Annotated in this window: 18 protein-coding genes and 1 tRNA gene; all 19 read right to left on the bottom strand. The window is 43.8% G+C overall.

Translation table 11 applies throughout. The features are described 5' to 3' along the window. Positions 1–61: 61 nt before the first annotated feature. Positions 62–220 (bottom strand): DUF6783 domain-containing protein, encoded by a 159-nt coding sequence (locus DWZ38_RS23545; RefSeq protein WP_347519626.1) that lies wholly within the window; start codon positions 218–220, stop codon positions 62–64. Between the two features lie 19 nt (positions 221–239). Next, complete coding sequence (lepB, locus tag DWZ38_RS12180; protein ID WP_021926327.1) at positions 240–797, bottom strand: signal peptidase I; 558 nt, start codon at positions 795–797, stop codon at positions 240–242. A 13-nt stretch (positions 798–810) separates the two neighbouring features. After that, the gene (locus DWZ38_RS12175; RefSeq protein WP_021926326.1) at positions 811–1,251 is read right to left on the bottom strand and encodes a helix-turn-helix transcriptional regulator; all 441 of its coding nucleotides are present in this window, start codon (positions 1,249–1,251) and stop codon (positions 811–813) included. Between the two features lie 219 nt (positions 1,252–1,470). After that, positions 1,471–2,775: a DUF4179 domain-containing protein gene (locus DWZ38_RS12170; RefSeq protein WP_117853076.1), complete on the bottom strand. Its 1,305-nt coding sequence runs from the start codon at positions 2,773–2,775 to the stop codon at positions 1,471–1,473. Further along, positions 2,772–3,329, bottom strand: coding sequence for a sigma-70 family RNA polymerase sigma factor (locus DWZ38_RS12165; RefSeq protein WP_021926324.1), 558 nt, complete (start codon positions 3,327–3,329; stop codon positions 2,772–2,774). Before DWZ38_RS12165 ends, DWZ38_RS12170 begins: the two co-directional genes overlap by 4 nt. Before the next feature lie 218 nt (positions 3,330–3,547). Continuing rightward, positions 3,548–3,621 (bottom strand) — tRNA-Arg (locus DWZ38_RS12160). 173 nt (positions 3,622–3,794) lie between these two features. Beyond that, the gene (locus tag DWZ38_RS12155; protein ID WP_021926323.1) at positions 3,795–4,244 is read right to left on the bottom strand and encodes a hypothetical protein; all 450 of its coding nucleotides are present in this window, start codon (positions 4,242–4,244) and stop codon (positions 3,795–3,797) included. Between the two features lie 125 nt (positions 4,245–4,369). Continuing rightward, positions 4,370–5,761 carry an aminopeptidase gene (locus tag DWZ38_RS12150; protein WP_021926322.1) on the bottom strand — a complete coding sequence of 464 codons (1,392 nt, stop codon included), beginning with the start codon at positions 5,759–5,761 and terminating at the stop codon, positions 4,370–4,372. A 229-nt stretch (positions 5,762–5,990) separates the two neighbouring features. Further along, positions 5,991–7,721 carry an ABC-ATPase domain-containing protein gene (locus tag DWZ38_RS12145; RefSeq protein WP_021926321.1) on the bottom strand — a complete coding sequence of 577 codons (1,731 nt, stop codon included), beginning with the start codon at positions 7,719–7,721 and terminating at the stop codon, positions 5,991–5,993. A 589-nt stretch (positions 7,722–8,310) separates the two neighbouring features. Continuing rightward, a complete protein-coding gene (locus DWZ38_RS12140; RefSeq protein WP_021926320.1) occupies positions 8,311–9,042 on the bottom strand; it encodes a histidine phosphatase family protein in 732 nt (243 codons plus the stop codon). Between the two features lie 44 nt (positions 9,043–9,086). Continuing rightward, positions 9,087–9,803, bottom strand: coding sequence for a GDSL-type esterase/lipase family protein (locus DWZ38_RS12135; protein WP_117853073.1), 717 nt, complete (start codon positions 9,801–9,803; stop codon positions 9,087–9,089). A 187-nt stretch (positions 9,804–9,990) separates the two neighbouring features. Continuing rightward, positions 9,991–10,305, bottom strand: a complete 315-nt coding sequence (locus tag DWZ38_RS12130; RefSeq protein ID WP_021926318.1) for a hypothetical protein — start codon at positions 10,303–10,305, stop codon at positions 9,991–9,993. A gap of 166 nt (positions 10,306–10,471) precedes the next feature. Continuing rightward, positions 10,472–11,230, bottom strand: coding sequence for a sugar phosphate isomerase/epimerase family protein (locus DWZ38_RS12125; RefSeq protein WP_021926317.1), 759 nt, complete (start codon positions 11,228–11,230; stop codon positions 10,472–10,474). A 56-nt stretch (positions 11,231–11,286) separates the two neighbouring features. Next, the gene (locus DWZ38_RS12120) at positions 11,287–12,468 is read right to left on the bottom strand and encodes an ABC transporter ATP-binding protein (RefSeq protein WP_021926316.1); all 1,182 of its coding nucleotides are present in this window, start codon (positions 12,466–12,468) and stop codon (positions 11,287–11,289) included. Continuing rightward, entirely contained in the window at positions 12,465–13,505 is a 1,041-nt protein-coding gene (locus DWZ38_RS12115) for an iron chelate uptake ABC transporter family permease subunit (protein ID WP_021926315.1), read from the bottom strand. The genes DWZ38_RS12120 and DWZ38_RS12115 overlap by 4 nt, the downstream gene beginning before the upstream one ends. Positions 13,506–13,626: 121 nt before the next feature. After that, positions 13,627–14,538, bottom strand: coding sequence for an ABC transporter substrate-binding protein (locus DWZ38_RS12110; protein WP_021926314.1), 912 nt, complete (start codon positions 14,536–14,538; stop codon positions 13,627–13,629). Between the two features lie 278 nt (positions 14,539–14,816). Beyond that, on the bottom strand, positions 14,817–15,443 hold the full coding sequence (locus DWZ38_RS12105; RefSeq protein WP_021926313.1) for a lactate utilization protein: 627 nt from the start codon (positions 15,441–15,443) through the stop codon (positions 14,817–14,819). Between the two features lie 199 nt (positions 15,444–15,642). Further along, on the bottom strand, positions 15,643–15,960 hold the full coding sequence (locus tag DWZ38_RS12100; RefSeq protein WP_081733101.1) for a hypothetical protein: 318 nt from the start codon (positions 15,958–15,960) through the stop codon (positions 15,643–15,645). A 282-nt stretch (positions 15,961–16,242) separates the two neighbouring features. After that, positions 16,243–17,262, bottom strand: a 1,020-nt coding sequence (locus DWZ38_RS12095; protein WP_243000249.1) for an IS91 family transposase, incomplete at its 5' end; no start/stop codon positions are given.

Raw genomic sequence — 17,262 nt, 5'->3', positions numbered from 1 at the left:
ATAGAATCATTTTGATTATGTATTATAAGTTTTCCCTGCCTGATGGTCTTGCCGGTACATCTTAAAATGCCGCACTTTTCTGGGTGCAGCATTTTATACGACATTTGGAAAATCCTTCTGTAACATAAGGCATGCAGATTATAGAAATAATTTTAGATCTAGAGCGTGTTTGAAAAATCATTCCTGCAATCTGCACGCCCCACTTTGCGGGAGATTTCACCCGAATTCGGTTGTCGTAGCTAGCCCAGCCACTTGATGGATGGATAATATCTCACCACAGCTTTTCCCACAAGCTGGTCGAAGCGGACGAATTTATTTTTCCAGAAACGGGAGTCGTTGGAATTATTCCGGTTATCGCCAAGCATAAAATAACAGTTTTCCGGGACCTTGTATGGGCCGTAATTTCCCGTCATCTTCTCTGGAATAAAGGAATCGTCCAATGGAGTACTGGAGTCGTTTATATAAACCTTTCCATCTTTAATTTCCACAGTTTCTCCAGGAAGCCCGATTACCCGCTTGATAAAGAGACGGCTTTCGTCATCCGGAGATTTGAATATTACAATATCGAACCGGTCAGGATCCTTGAACTTTTCGGAAATTTCATAGCCGAACAGATTCAGGTTAATTCCGTACGCCAGGCGGAAGCCAAAGAGACGGTCTTTGACCATAAGTGTGTTTTCCATGGAGGGCGAAGGGATTTTCGCGTTAATCAGAACAACATTATTGATAACCAGAGTAATCGCCACTACTATGACAATCAATTTCACATAACTTAATAATTCACGCCAGATTTTCATGCCTTTTCCCCCCTCAACGCTCTTCGTCTTCTTTCATATATCGGAACAGTTTTTTATCATATTTAGCTTCACGGTACCATCCGATTCCGATCATGACCACGCCTAACGCAATGGTAACCGTTCTGGCCATAGTATCTGCTGAGAACAGGCAGGTAATCACAATTCCGGTACCTGCGCCTGTGAAAAAATCAATAACAGATTTTTCCCGTTTCAATGTTCCCAGCACTCTTTCTTTATCCATGGTTTTTACCATCTTGACATCTTCTTTTATTAAGACGTCCAGGGAAATGTCGAAACGGTTGCTGATGTCTATAAGAATCTGCAGATCCGGATAGCTCTTCTCATTTTCCCAGTTGGATACGGTCTGCCTGGTGACGTGAAATATTTTTCCAAATTCCTCCTGGGTTAATCCTTTTTCTTTTCGAATTTTCAGTATCTGACTGCCTATGTTCATATTTGCTTCGCTCCTGTTCTTCCAGTCGTTTTTGCTTTCTTACATGAGATTATAGAAAAAAAACGGCCAAATGAAAAGCAATTTGCCTTTTACACCAGAAAAACAGACGCGCAAAGCTTCTTTGACAAGGGATTTTTGAGTTAGAATGGCATTTTCAGAGTGTATTTCTGTAAATATGAGATGCTTTTTGCAGCAGGCTCTGGCATTCATTCTCTCCTATCATTTAAGTTGAATCTTTATCTTATTCCCAACGGCAATTCCATAATCTGAGTCATCCTCAATGCCAGCTTCTCCCCAGGCATCACTTTCTTCTGTTCCATAAAGCTCGTCATCCGCATTTTCTTTTGGATCCATGTTATCCTGTATCTCTATTTCAGTAGGCGCGTCTGCCCCTCCAATAATTGCGGTTTCAACTGGATCATCCGTAGTCAACACTGTTCCATCGTCAAAAATAATATCCGCATCTGACGCCATGTAACGCTCACGAGCATAAAGCTGCAATTCCAAACCATCGCTGTCAATGTCCGGAAGCAAAAGTACAGGGCCGTCAGAATCCAGCTGATACATACCCCAGAAACTGGTTTTGAAGCTCCAGTGAGGTTTGCCATCCCCCGATTCATTGCTTAGTTCATACTGCACCTGATTTCCTTTACTGTCTGTTCCGACAAGTATCATCTCATAATTATTGTACAGTTTTTCCGCAAGTTCTTCCGGAATTTCTGCTGTCATTGTACTTTGCAGTTTATTCATGGAAAAATCGGTTAATTTAATGGTTCCTTCATCCGTTTCAATGGAAACGTCTTCCAGTTTTTTGTGAACAGTCTGCTTCATAAGTTCCTCATGCGGGATAGAAAAGTCAAACTCAAACTCCGCGAAATAATCTTCGCCTAAATTTTCATCTCTATAGGCACCAAGCACCAAATGTACTTCCGGATTCTCCCCCAAATCTCCATCAGTGGAAAAGCGGGATTCCAGAACAGCATCATAGACATTTTCATCCAGTCCTGTATTTAATAACTCTTCTTCTGAATACGGCAGATAGCTTCCGCTTTCGTACTCATTCATTTTCTGCCCGTTTATGGTAGTTTTGTGATAATCAATATCAAGTTGTGTATTTGCAAAAGTCAGTGCATCCTGATCAGGATCTGCCGCTTCCTGACCAGAAGCTGTTTTTTCTGCATGCACCTTTGCCAGCAAAACTCCATCATCCAGAACTACCTCTTTTAAGGTTACGGTAATTCCTTTGTCCGTCTGAGAAGTGTTTAATACTTCTGTGTAGGAAGCAATACTCTTGGGAAAACCTAGCGTCTCTTCTATAGACAATGTAAGATTTTTCATTGCGGCCTGTACCTTCGGGTTTGAAAAAATTACGGAGCCCAATGCCACGATCACGCATGCTGCTGCCGCTCTGCTCCAAAACGTTGGTGTCCAGATGTTCTTTTTTCCCTTCCATTCCTCTTCTGCTTCACTGATGTACTTCGAATCAATATTTCCGAATTCTTTTGAAAAATCAAATTTCTTCATAGGCGGCCTCCTTCTTTTTCCAGCACCTTCTGCAGTTTCTTTCGATTTCTGTACAGATTCATTTTTACACTTCCAGCTGACATATGATGTCTTTTGGAAATTGCGGCAATAGAATCCAGAAACCAGTATCTTCTTACAAAAATATCCCGGTCTTCGGCTTTCAGATTTCCAAGAAAATCATTGATGACTTTCAGCAGCTCTTTTTCTGCCAGCTGATCGTCCATGGTATACGCAATATTTAGCTGATCCATTTCACCAAGAACATCTGCCATATGAACGTCCGGACGCTTCCCGGCATGCTTTTTCCTCAGACGGTCAATACTAAGATTTCTTGTAATCTGACCGCAAAACTGGGCTAAAGCCAAAGGGCGTGCAGGAGGAATCCGCGACCAGACCGAAAACCAGGTGTCGTTCAGGCATTCCTCGGCATCCTCTTTATTTGCAAGTAAATTCCAGGCAATCTTATAGCAGTAGGGATGATATTTCGCACTTACTGCTTCAATTGCTTTCTCATCTCTTGCCAAAAATAAATCTATAATCTCATTGTCTTTCATTTACAGATTATCCTCCAGGTTTCTAGAGCGTGCCCCCAAAAGGCTTTCTGCAAGATGTGCGTCACAATTTGGGGGCGCGCTATAAGATTGTAAGGCGCCTTGTGAATGGAAATCCTCCATTGGAATTTTTCCATTCATAGTATATATCGTAAAAAACGAAAGATGGTAACAAAAAAAATCGGAACCACTGATTTCTCAATGATTCCGATTCTTAGTTACGTGTGTTAGAGGATTCGAACCCCCGGCCTTTTGGTCCGTAGCCAAACGCTCTATCCAGCTGAGCTAAACACACATTTGATTCTTACGAGTTTCTTACGCTCTTGCGTTTCTCCCTCGCAACAATGAGTATTCTACACGATACCTACTGTTTTGTCAACACCTTTTTTGAATTTTTTTATTTATTTTTTTGTATGTTTTTTTCGTGTTATTGGTACGATTTGATGTGCAACCCATACTACCGTTATTTTACTGCTTTTCGGCGTTCTTTGCCTGCCAGTTGAGGATGGCTCCTACCATGTAAATTGCCGGGAACATGAGCATGCGGATTACAGATGCAGGATCAAATTCGCCAAAATTCATAGTGACCATCACTTCCGCAATAACCTCCGCAACCAGAAGGATTCCCATTCCCATGCACATTCCTGCGTTTTTTATATTGCCTGCCTGTTTCACGCCCACTACGCCTGCTGCCAGGTAGATTACTCCTGCTGCCAGGACCATCACTGTACTTGCCACCAGCTGGGTATAGGTCATATTATTCTGCTGAAGATACTCTATCACCGCACTGTCAGCGCTGCCTCTTGTTGCCAGGGAAAGTGTGTTTCCGCTGCCAAATGCCAGCATTACCCCCAGAAAAAGGAGGAGCATGCCGCCCACTTTCAGGATGGTTTCCCCAGGTGCCTGTTTTTTTATCATACTGTTTTCTCCCCATTTAAATATTCATCTGCGTTATTTTCCAAATTTGAATGGCTCACTTAACTGCCAGAAAAATATCGGACAGACATCATGTCAATGTCTGCCCGGTACTTTCATTCATTCTATTATGCATCCAGAAGGAATGCCTTGTAAGCCTTATAAGCTTCGTATACATCTGCCTTGCTTGTAACCTCCCACGGTGCATGCATGCTGAGAACAGATACGCCGCTGTCGATTACTTCCATTTCATAAAGAGCAGCAATATAAGCGATGGTTCCGCCGCCGCCCACATCTACCTTGCCAAGCTCTGCAGTCTGGAAAAATACATTGTGATCGTTGAAAATCTTGCGGACTCTTGCCACATACTCAGCGTTAGCATCATTGGAACCGGATTTTCCGCGGGCTCCAGTAAACTTGTTCAGCACAATACCTCTTCCAAGATATGCAGAATTCTTTTTCTCAAAAGCTTCTGCAAATGCAGGATCATATCCAGCACTTACATCAGAGGAGAGCATGCTGGAATTCTTCAGCGCCTTTCTCAGTCTCAGGTCAGAATACTGTCCCAGTGCATCCAGAACATCTGCTACGCTGTTCTCAAAGAAACGGGACTGCATACCGGTAGCTCCTACGCTTCCGATCTCTTCCTTATCAACCAGCAGACAGCAGCTTGTACGCTTTGGAGCTTTCATCTCAAGAAGAGCCAGAAGGGAAGTGTATGCGCAAACTCTGTCATCCTGTCCGTAACCAGCAATCATGCTGCGGTCAAGTCCGCAGTCACGGGCCTTGCCAGCCGGCACAATTTCAAGCTCTGCGGAAAGGAAATCTTCCTCTTCCACACCATATTTCTCATTCAGGATGCGAAGAACATTCTCTTTCACAGCTTCTTTCTTCTTATCATCCGGAAGATCTGCAAGAGGACGGCTTCCAATGAGGATATCTAGCTTCTCACCCTCTACAACCTCGGAAGCTTTCTTTGCCATCTGCTGTCCTGCAAGATGAATCAGAAGGTCTGTGATATAAAGAACCGGATCTTCCTCATCCTCACCGATTGTTACATTCACAACGGTTCCGTCCTTCTTCACGATTACGCCGTGCATTGCCATAGGAAGGGCAACCCACTGGTATTTCTTCACACCGCCATAATAATGGGTGTCAAGATATGCAAGGTCTGTATCCTCATATAACGGATTCTGCTTGATATCCAGTCTTGGGGAATCGATGTGCGCGCAAAGGATATTCATACCTTCTGCCAGATCGTCCTCTCCAATATGATACAGGGCAATGATCTTCTTCATGCCAACTGTGTAAACCTTATCTCCTGCTTTGAGAGCCTCGCCTTTTTTCACCTTTTCTTCCAGGGAAACATAACCAGCCTCTTCGGCTTCTTTCACGATCTGTGTGATGCACTCACGCTCTGTTTTTCCCACATTTAAGAAATGACGGTATTTCTTTGCTACATCTTCCAGCTGATTCATATCAGCCTCGGAATATGAAAGCCATGCATTTGGACGTTCCATAAATCTATATCCACCTTTCTTCTGTTATCCTTGCAACACCAGGCCAATTCCAGAGCATGCAAACCGCAGAAATCATTTTTTCCACCGCTCTGGTCCCGGCGTTTTCCTCATCCAAAGTTCATTATAACGTATAACGAACCAAAAAGCTACTGACAAATGTGCTTTCCTGCACAAACTGATGGAGGTTTATTCCTGCACGCATGGGCAGCGCCGCGACAGTATTTCGCGTTTATGGTCTTCTGTAACGGTTGAAGCAGGCGTAAATTTCCTGTCTGCGGGGTACCGCATAGCCACAGGAAATGTAACCTTCTGCAAGGAAAGACATGTCTTCTTTTTCCAGTCGGTCACACAGAATCTCCACAATCTCCGGCAGGGTTCTTTTCCCGTCGATCAGTTTCTCTACGGCATACTTCAGAAGCCCGCCAAGGGCCTGGGTCTGCTCGCTGTCGATCAGCTGCTCAATATACCGCAGATCCACGTCCTGTTTGCCAATGGAAAAACCATCACGGCCGTGTACTTTTACCTTCAGGCGCTCTGGTTTATCCTGGGGCTTGAAATAGCCGTAATAGTCCTTTTTGGGGCTTTTGGACGGTGCCGCCTTGGACATGATCCGATGGCTGTGAGGCAGGCAGAATTCGGATGCTGTGCTTTCATTTAAAGGATAGTCCCCGCAAAGCTTCCGCGCCTTATCCGTAATATCCACAGGCCTGTAATTGTCCATCTGAATCACCGTATCCGCAATATGGAAAAATGCGCCGGAGCTTCCGGCCACCAAAATAGTAGAAATCCCTGCTTTCTCATACAGGTCACGGGCACGCTCCAGAAATGGAGTGATGGGCTCTTTTTCCCGGCTGATCACCCGCTGCATAAAGGCATCCCGTACCATAAAATTGGTTGCAGAGGTATCCTCATCCAACAGGAAAACATGGCTTCCCGCCTCGATTCCCTCCACAATTCCAGCTGCCTGGGAAGTACTTCCGCTGGCATCCTCTGTGGAAAAACAACTGGTGTCTTTTTTGTTTGGAAGATCATTGATGAACAGGGAAATATCCACATCCTTTATAAATCGTCCGTCCTCAGAACGCAGCTTCTGGGCAGTGGAATCGGTAATCACATATTCCCTGCCATCCCCCTGGATATGATTGTATACGCCCAGTTCCAGAGCATTCAAAAGGGTAGATTTGCCGTGATAGCCTCCGCCGACAATCAAAGTGATTCCTTTCGGAATTCCCATGCCTGTGATCCTTCCTTTGTGAGGAAGCTCCATGGTCACCCGCAGGCTTTCCGGGGAAGAAAAGTCCACGCAGTTTTTCATCGGTCTGGAAGAAATTCCGCTTTCTCTTGGCAAAACCGCGCCATCGTTTACAAAAGCCGCAAGGGAACGTCTGGAAATCTCCTCACGGATAAACTGCTGATCTTCTGCCAGAAATATGGCATTTTCCAGATCTTTTCCACTTAAATTCCGGTAGAAGAATGCTTTTTCCACACAAACAGGGAGAAACTCAAAGAAAATCTTCTCCAATTCACCTGAATTGATGGTTCGTCCATTCGCCGGGAATCCCACGAAAAATCTGGCAATGATTCCCTGCTCTGTAATCTCACAGGCAGTTCGCTCCAGAACCTCCTGTCCGCACTTCGTCACAGAAATCAGACCGCTTTTCCCGGAACCTTTGGCGCGGAATGTATAGCGGTTCACCTGCTGCTCAAACTGGCGGGTAAGATAATCCGCAAGCGTAATTCTGGTAAGATGATCTTTATAATACGCAGCGGGAAAGCCTGCTGCCTTATGGGAAATTTTTACGCTCACATGAGATGGGGATGCAAAGGGATCTCCCTGTACATGGTCGATTGCTAAAATATATTTCTGAAACTGGTAAACACCTTTCAAAGACTTGTAAGCAGGATAGCTCTTTCGGTTAATAGACCGCAGAAGCTCCTGCAGCTGAATTGCTGACTGCATATGGATCCTCCATTTTTTTGCATATTTTATTATAAAATGCCAATACTGCTATCCCCTAGTGTGCCGACAAGTTGATTCTTGTAACAATCTTGCAGGATAAATTTTTTATTTCAAGGCGGAGGAAGGAGGCGTAGCGGTGGCTACGGCGACCGACGACAACGCAGAAATAAGAAATTTAGACGCAAGATTGTTCTAGAAATCAGCTTGTCGGTACACTAGCAGCATTTAGCTTAATTGCTCAGGCATAATATTGTCTGTATCCTTTACTATAGTCAATCCTTCAGAACTTGTCCAGATATGCTTTTGCACAACGTAAAACCACCGCCCAGTCGACGTTCTTGCCAACAGACGGTGGTTTATTTATACATTTTTAGGGAAAGGAAAGAGTTTTTCTTAAGAGTTCTCTCTCTTAAGATGTATATATCATATCGCATAAATGTGAGAAATATTTGTCCAAATTCTAATAATTTTATAAAATTTCTAAAATGAAAATAATGAACTCGTAACTGAATACGAAACTTGCTATTACTGACTCTGTTTTTCCCTGTCGCCTATAACACAAATGGAATTTTTATTCAATAAAAAGTTCTTAATCGTGTCTCTGGTCTTTATTTCCATAGGCTTCGCAGAATCTTGCGGCGAAAGCCGGCGGCTCGTTGTTGGCATACAGGTGAGAAATATCACCGAAAGCGCTCATACGGAAGGCAGCGATGCCCTGACGGCGTTCTTCGGTTGTCAGGGTTGTCACAGATGAGGGCGCAGCTACACAGCCATGCCATAACACCATGGGAGATACATTCAGCAGATGGCTGAGAAGCACGCATTCCAGTCCGAAATGACAGAAGAAAATAATGGTGTCGTTATTTTCCTCATTTACTTTATAATAATGGCCTTCTCTCTCATAACCATGCTTTGCCAGAACCTTATCGAATTCTCCGGTCACATGATCGTACATTTCCTTCACATGACCTTCCTGCATGGCCTCGTTCTCAAACCAGTGGTCATACTGGAAAAAGCGCTCGTCTGCCATCCAGTCCTGGGGCAGCCAGTCCCATGCAATAATTTTCTTATCCTTCACATCCGGGCGCCAGATCTGGCAGGGGAATTCCTGAAGCCACTCACATACCACTGCGGTTCTTCCCATTTTTTTCAGGGTTGGGGCTGCGGTGTCCCTGGCTCTTCCAAGAGGTGATACATAAAATGCCTTCACATCCAGCTTAGAAAGCTTCTGGGAAAGATATTCCACCTCTTTCCAGCCTTTTTCCGTAAGGGAATCTATATCATAATCCGGATCACCATGGCGCACAATCAATACTTTCATAATGTCACTCCTCGTTTTTTATTATTAACGATTTTAGCATATCTTCACAGATAATTCACCATGATTTTCTGTTCATTCAAAAGAAACATCCGCGCTGCTGCCAGAAATCTCCCGGATTTTTTCTGCCAGTATCTTCGCTGCCTTTTTGTGAGACAGATGTCCCGGATGCTCTCTGGATTGCATGCCCTTATTTTTCTTAAAAAATCAATCACAGCCTTTTCAACCTTTTCCATATCCCGGGTGCCGCTGCCGTCATTGGTTCCCAGGTTTACCACAACTACATCTGGCTGGAACTTCTGGAAATCCCATTTTTCCAGAGCGCCCAGTTCTTTATTTCGCTCACCATTTAAAAGGCCGCACACCTGCTCATAATACAGCGGAATCGCCTGCTGCTCATTGCCTTCCCAGGAACAGAAAACGCCCCAGCCGCTCTGGCTGATGCAGTGATATACCGCCCCAAGCTCTTTTGCTGCCATATATGCATAATGATCCACTGCATTGAAGCAGAATGAATTCCAGGTCATCTCCTTCTCTGCGCCGCTGCATCCTTCCCCGGAAGTAATACTGTCCCCAATCACTTCCATTCTAAGCTTTGGCTCCTCAAGCGGGAAAAATTCACCGTCTGTCTCAACACTTAGCACCTGAAGCAATGTTTTCTCATCTGTAGGAAATGCAGGTGTATCCCTAAGAAACTTTACATTTCTTACCTTGTCCCCTTCCATATTACGGAAAAGACAGATTTCTGTTGCTCTTACATTCAATTCAATTCCGGAGGCTGTCCAGAATAAGGTAACGGTCTCCAGACTGTCGTTGGTTCTTCCAAGTACTCTTAAATATGGAAAAGATATTTATCCAAAAGCCAAAAAAGAGTTATTGCAATATGGCTTCCCAGCAGTTTTCTGCTTCTGGCACAGCCACACTTGCAATAACTCTTTTCCTGTTTTAACTTTACAAAATTCCTGTTGTCGCAGCAACAGTGTCTTTGAGCATTCCAAGCCCCTTCAGCAGATTGATGGTATCCCGCACTCCTGCCGCATAGGACAGATCAGAATACCTCTCATCCCTTGTCTGCATGCAGGCGATATAATCGTCAATTACACGCTTCACAGTATGAGGGAGCTGCAGCTGTTCGTATCTGCCTTCCAGATATTTCAGATCTTCATTGTCCTGTTTGATATAGGAATCCTCTTCATCTACTCTATCCTGTTCCTTTACCATCTTCTCAATATTTTGAAGCATGATCATTCTTGTTGTCATTTCCATTGTATTTTCCTCCTGATATGTACTGATTACGCACAGTTCATTAGTAGCTTACTATTTTTCCCTTGCACTTTCCGTCATTATTCTACTTTTTATATCAGAATTTTGCAACAAGAATCGTCCGACAACTTGTACTATAATTCGACAAAAGAGGTCCATCCGGCACTGCTCATACTCCGCAAAAGTCACTGGCATACAGGCTTTCAAGGCATGCCTGTACGTCTTCTTTTTTCATGCATTCAATGGTCCAGGTACGCCCCTGATCCTGGGGCAAAAGCTTCAGGACTTCTTTCCATGGAAGATTTCCCTTTCCCAGACCAATATGAGAATCCCGGTCACCGCAGTTGTCATGGACATGGGCATGAGACACATAAGGTGCCAGATTTTCCGCCCATTTTCGAGCATCTACGGTGGAATAGCAGTGCGCATGTCCTATATCCAGGCAAAGCTTGAAATTGGGCTGATTTACCCGCTGGTAAACATCCAGAAGCAGTTCCCAGTCGTTATCAAACACATTTTCCAGAACAATCTCGATTTCCCGCCTATCCTCCATAAATTCCTGCCAGAAAACAGACACATGATCTGCCCAGCCTTCTTTGTAATAGGCATACGGGTTCATTCCTGAGTGAAAAACGATCTTCTTTGCACCAAGCTCCAGCCCGGCCTCATAGCACTGGGAAAAACGGGTCATGGTGGCTTCCCTTACCAGACTGTCGTAAGCGCAGGGATTCACATCCAGAAATGGGCCGTGCAGAATCAGTTGGTCCGTTCCCATATATTTTAATTTTTCCCGACAATACTCTATAGACCTGGAAAGCTGATCCAGGTTGTCCGAAATGGAAAAATCAATGCTCTCCACTCCTACACCGTATTTTTCCACAAAGAATTTCATTTTCTCATCCGGAATGAGATGACTGATGTATATCATTTTTGTTCTCCGTTACAATTTCGTTATTTTTCCATTGGGGCAATACAGCTTTGATTTTACTGCCAGTCCCCGGCATTGAATTTTTCAAAAAAATGGATTTCTTTTGTCTTCTGTATTTCCTCCAGGCGTTTCTGCAGCTTCCCATGTGTGAAATCCTGAGTCCTGATGTTCCTGTGAATGTAAAGTTCTCCCTTCACATGCTCCAGGCCATCCAGATTGCGGATGTTTGCTTCTCCGAAAGGAATGTCCGCAACGATCACCGCGTCTGCATCTTTCATCAGCTCCAGATTTTTCTCCTGCTCTTCTGGACCTACTGTCTGGAAGGAATTAATCTCAATCCTTGGGATCCCCAGATATTCGCAGATCTCGGCATCATCGCTTTCCCGGTTCACAACTCCAGCGCTGACAAAGTGTCCCATATTGGTCAGCTGTTCCAAAATACGCACGCCGCCTTTTTCCCCGCAAATCACGTGGATCCTAAGAGGCTTCGCAGTCTGTTTCTCGTCCATGACGCGAATGGGAATAATTTCCCGGCGATTGATAATTTCCCGTGGGGGCCCGTCGGCTTTCACTTTTCCGTCCTTCAAAATTACGATTCTGCTGCAGAATCTGGATGCCAGATTGATATCGTGAAGAACTGCCAGCACTGTGATATGCTCTTTCTCGTTCAGCTGACGGATCAGTTCCATTACTTCAATCTGATGATGCAGATCCAGTGCAGATGTAGGCTCGTCCAAAAGGATAATGTCAGGCTGTTGGTTAATGGCTCTTGCAAGGATCACACGCTGGCGCTCACCGCCGCTTAACTGGTTATAAAGCCGATTTCGGAACATATCTGTCTTGGTCAGTTTCATGGCGCGCTCTGCGATTTCCCGATCTTCCTGGCTTTCACGATGGCGAAAATCGATGTAGGGATTTCGCCCCATCATTACAATATCCTCTACAGTAAAATCATAGTCCACATAATAGGACTGCGGAACCACAGCTACCATCTGCGCACGCTCCCGGGCTTTCAGCTTCCTGCTGTTTTTTCCGCAGATCTCAATCTCACCGCCTGTAAGGGGAAGAAGGCCGGACACACATTTGATCAGGGTAGATTTGCCTGTTCCATTAGAGCCGATTAACGCCACATACTCGCCTTTTTTCACCTGAAAGCTTACATCCTGCAGCACCACTTTTTCCCCATATCCTACTGCCGCATGAGAAAAGGAAAGCATTGTCTGATTTTCATTTTTCATACTACTCCCCCTCCCTTCTTAGATTTTCGAAGCAGATACAGGAAAAATGGACCGCCGCAGATGGATGTGATAATTCCCACTGGAATTTCTGAGGTGGTCAGACTTCTGGCAGCCGTATCGCAGATTACCATAAATGCGCCGCCAAATACCATAGATACCGGAAGCAGCCTGCGGTGCTTGGGGCCTGTGAGCAGGCGTACCACATGGGGAACTACCAGGCCTACAAAGCCAATGATTCCGGTAACAGAAATCACCGATGCAGTGAGAAGACTGGACGCGAACAGGACTTTTCTTTTTACTAATTCAATATTTACACCTAACTGGGTTGCTGTTTCTTCTCCAGTGAGCATTACATCCAGTTCCCGGCAGGAAAGCAGCATGATCACAAGTCCGATGAGCACCCAGGGCAACACTGCCGCAATCTGGTTCCAGCCTTTTCCATTCAAAGTTCCCATGGTCCAGAACATAATCTGATCCATGCTCTGTTTGTTCATCATCATGATAAAGGACATCAGTGCAGAAAGTGTGGAGTTGATTGCCACTCCCGACAGCAGCAGGGTTGCCACTGGAACTCGCCTGCCCACCCGGGAAATACTGTATACCAGGAATAATGTGGCAAAGGAGCCTGCAAATGCCAGAAGCATGGTGCTGTTAAACACGCCTATGCGAAATGTAAAATGGCATACGATTCCTACAGCAGCGCCCAAAGCGGCTCCTGATGAGATGCCCAGCACAAAGGGATCTGCCATTGGATTTTTGAAAATGCCCTGGTATCCGGCTCCGCTTACCGCAAGGGCAGCTCCGGTTATGAAACCCAGAATAATTCTGGGAAAACGAATGTTCCAGATGATAGTAATATTGCCTTTTGAGATTTCTTCCAGACTTACATTAAGATGAAACAGTTTGTTCAGCAAAATGCGGTTTGCATCACTTATGGATACAGAAGCTGCACCTGTAATGGTACATACCCAGACAATTCCAAGACAAAGAAGAACAGCCAGCACAAGAAATCCGGTTTTGCTTTTTTTGTTTTTCATATAGTTTTCCTTTTTGTATTTGGAAGCCTTCTGAATTCTTAAATATGATGATACAAAAGCAGGGGCAAATTCCTTGCCCCTTACTTTGTACTTCCATTATTAAATTTCAGAATTCCAATATTTACTCTGCGATTTCCGGATAAACAAGCTCAGCAAGTACTTTTAAGCCTTCTACGTAACGCGGGCCTGGTCTCTGGATCATGTCGCCTTCTACGCTGGAATCATCGATATAGATGAATCCGCCGTCTTCATTCAGGCATGCCAAATCAGAAAGTCCTGCAGTCTGCTGTACATCCTCAAGTGTGGAATACAGGGAAATGTATACGTCCGGATTTGCTTCCACAACTGCTTCTGCGGAAAGCTGCGGCCATGCGCTGTCTGCATCGGCTGCCACATTCTCTACCTTGATCATCTGCATGGAATTGTCCAGAAGTGAAGATGGTCCGGCGCTGTAAAGGCTTCCTATATCGATAAATGCGCTTTTCTCTTCTTTCACATTCTCAAGCTCTGCGCTTAAGTCTGTCCACTCATCTTCCATGTTCTTTACAACTTCTTCTGCCTCTGCATCATGTCCGATGAGCTTTCCAAGTGTCTCGATGTTTTTCTCTGTGGACTCCAGATCACTTGCATTTGTGATAAAAATGGCGGTTCCGTTTTCTTCTAACTGCTGACGGATGTTGTCATCGATGAATCCGGATGCTACAACAAGATCTGGGGATTTGGATAAGATCAGCTCCATGTTTGGTTCCATGTATGTTCCGATAGAATCTACATCTGCAGCTTCTTCCGGATAATTGCAGTAGTCTGTTCTTCCAGTTACAGAATCGCCTGCTCCAAGAGCAAACAGGATCTCAGTGTCCACTGGTGCAAGAGATACAATGCTCTCTGGTGCTTTCTCCAGTGTAACTTCATTGCCAAAGTCGTCCATTACTGTAACAGGAAAAGCGTCTGTTTCCGCAAAGACAGTTGCACCTGATACCCAGACTGCACCTAATAAGGCAGTTGCTGCTGCAAATAATGTAGCTTTTTTCATTTTGGAAAATTCCTCCTGTAGGTTCATTTTATTTTTATCCGCGTATCTTTTATTGTACCTTATCTAAAGGGATAAAGCTAGTGTGCCGACAAGTTGATTCTTGTAGCAATCTTGCAGGATAAATTTTTTATTTCAAGGCGGAGGAAGGAGGCGTAGCGGTGGCTACGGCGACCGACAACAACGCAGAAATAAGAAATTTAGACGCAAGATTGTTCCAGAAATCAACTTGTTGGCACACTAGTTGTAGAGAGGGATTATTTTTTCCAAATTATTCTATATTAGAATCCCAGTGTATCATTTACCAGAATTACATGGATTCTGCCTTCGTGACGGGAATATCTTGTAATCAGGAACTGGCAGCATATTGTATCCGGGGATTTGCAGTCGAAGCATTTGCCGGTTTCTTTGCATGGAGTTTTGACATCGAATCTCTGGGCATTGGCTGGGGCTGCTACATTTCTGGCACGTTTCATTGCTGCGTCAAGGTCGGAACAGACTTTGTTCATTCCCACGATGAATACTACTTTTCTTGGACCCTGGGCAATGCAGGAGACACGATTGGAATTTCCATCAATGTTGACCATAACGCCATCGCTTGTGATTGCATTTGCGCTGGAAAGGAATACATCTGCATCATATGCCGCCATAAGGCTTTCTCTTGGAGACATTTTACTGCGGTCAAGGTAGTTGTAATTGCCATCTTCTAAGGCACTGATCAGCCCTACTTCGGAAGCGCTGGCACAGCCGCCCATTGCAATGGTGCTGCCTTCTGGAATAAGCTCTAATGCCTGCTTCACAGCAGCTTCTTTATCTGCCGCATAGTAGCCGGACATATTGCGGGACTCCAGCCCTTTAATCACCGTCTTCGCCAGGATCTCGTTTCTTTTCTTCATGTTTTCATCCATAATTTTTAACCTCCTGTATTGTGTATATTCGTATATATCAAAAAAGCCCTTGGAAATCCAAGAGCTTTTAATCATGCCGCAGACCGGAATCGAACCGTTTTTCTTAATCTCAAATACTGATAGAAAGGGGCTTTGAAGACTTCATCACGGTTGCGGTGTTCAAAAAGTGTTCAAATGTTTGTCGCATACAAACTTGAAGTTATCTTTTTCCTAATGGCAATGCTATTAAATTTCCCAATAATGCAATAACAGCATATCCAACTACATAAACCCATGCACTTGAGTTATAAAATATAAATATAGATGGCGCAAACATTATTGCTACAATCAAAATATACCAGAAGTTAAAACCATTCCTAATCCCATAAAAAACAGAGGTTATTAAACATATTAGAGGAATAATTACTAACATAACAATCATTGCACTTCCTGTGTTTTTTATAAACCAAGGAACGATATAAAAATCTATCAGCAACAGTAGGTAGAAAACCATGTTCTTTTTTAATTTATCCATCATATCATCATCCTTTCAAATCGTTAAGGAAAGAATCGAAGGTGGTGCAAACGAAAAAGCAGTATTGAGATTTTTCATTAACTGCCCTTTCGTTTGCATCAATTTCGATTTTTTCTGGTTGAACAAAGCGCGTCAACTCTATATGGACTTTTAATTCTGACACTCTATTTATAATAGGATAGCGTGTACACATAGAAACACATAAAATTTATAATTCAGTCCTGTATTATGACACCAGAAATAAGCCTCCCTAAGGAAGCTAAAAAAATATACAGTTATGATACGTTAACAGAGCATATGTGGTTTTGGTTTTATAAAATATTGTTCTGTAGGCAGAGGAATAATCTTACCACCACAGGAAGAGCACTTGCATATATCTTTATTATAAAGAAGACGGATAATGGCAGGTGCATCCATATCTTTCAGCTTGGAAATATATTTTTTGCAGCCAAGGATGTTTCTGCATAGGGTAATCTTTTTCTTCTTATTTCTGGATGAAAGAAGACCGTAGTGCCTGATACGTACAAAACGTTTTGGAGGAACATGCATTAAAAATCGACGGATAAACTCCTCACCAGATATGGTAATCTCCTTCCACTTACCCTGTTTTTTATAATCCTTAGCAGAAAAGGTAACTGTAGCTTCTGTCATACTTTTGATACGGTAGTTGCTGATAGCAATCCGGTGGGTGTATTTTCCAAGGTATCTGATAACAGATTCGGCACCGTCAAATGGTTTCTTGCAATAAGGAATCCATTCCTTTGCATAGCAGGTATTTAACAATTCCTTGAAAGTATAGTAGTTTTTGTAAGGTGCAGCCGATCCATGAAATTCAAGCCTGTCATTTTCCCAGAGCTGCTTAAGTTCAGCCATGTATTTTCCACGAAACGTTTTTGAGATTACCTTAATCGGAAGGAAAAAATCTTTCCCATTGTCTTTCCAATGATTTTTCACATCCAGCCCTCCACCAAGAACAATCGCATGGATATGAGGATGAAAATTCATGGTGCTTCCCCATGTATGGAGGATACAAATATAGCCGATATCAGTCCCGAGATATTTACTATCAGCAGCAAGTTCACTGAGAGTATCTGAAGCCGCATGATAAAGAGCAGTGTATAAGAATTTCTGGTTGCTGTAGATAATGGGATTAAGTTCTTCTGGAACTGTAAAAACTACATGGAAATACGGAGCATCTAAGATATCCTCACGCCGTGCATCTACCCATTTTTCTTTTGGAAACTCCTGACACATAGGACAGCATCTGTCACGGCAGGAGTTATAGTGGACTGACATGCAGCCGCA

This window comes from Ruminococcus sp. AF31-8BH, from assembly GCF_003460605.1.
Classification (GTDB): Bacteria; Bacillota; Clostridia; order Lachnospirales; family Lachnospiraceae; genus Blautia_A; species Blautia_A acetigignens.
The sequence above is the reverse complement of the archived record's forward strand: the minus strand, read 5'-3'. Positions and strand labels throughout refer to the sequence as shown.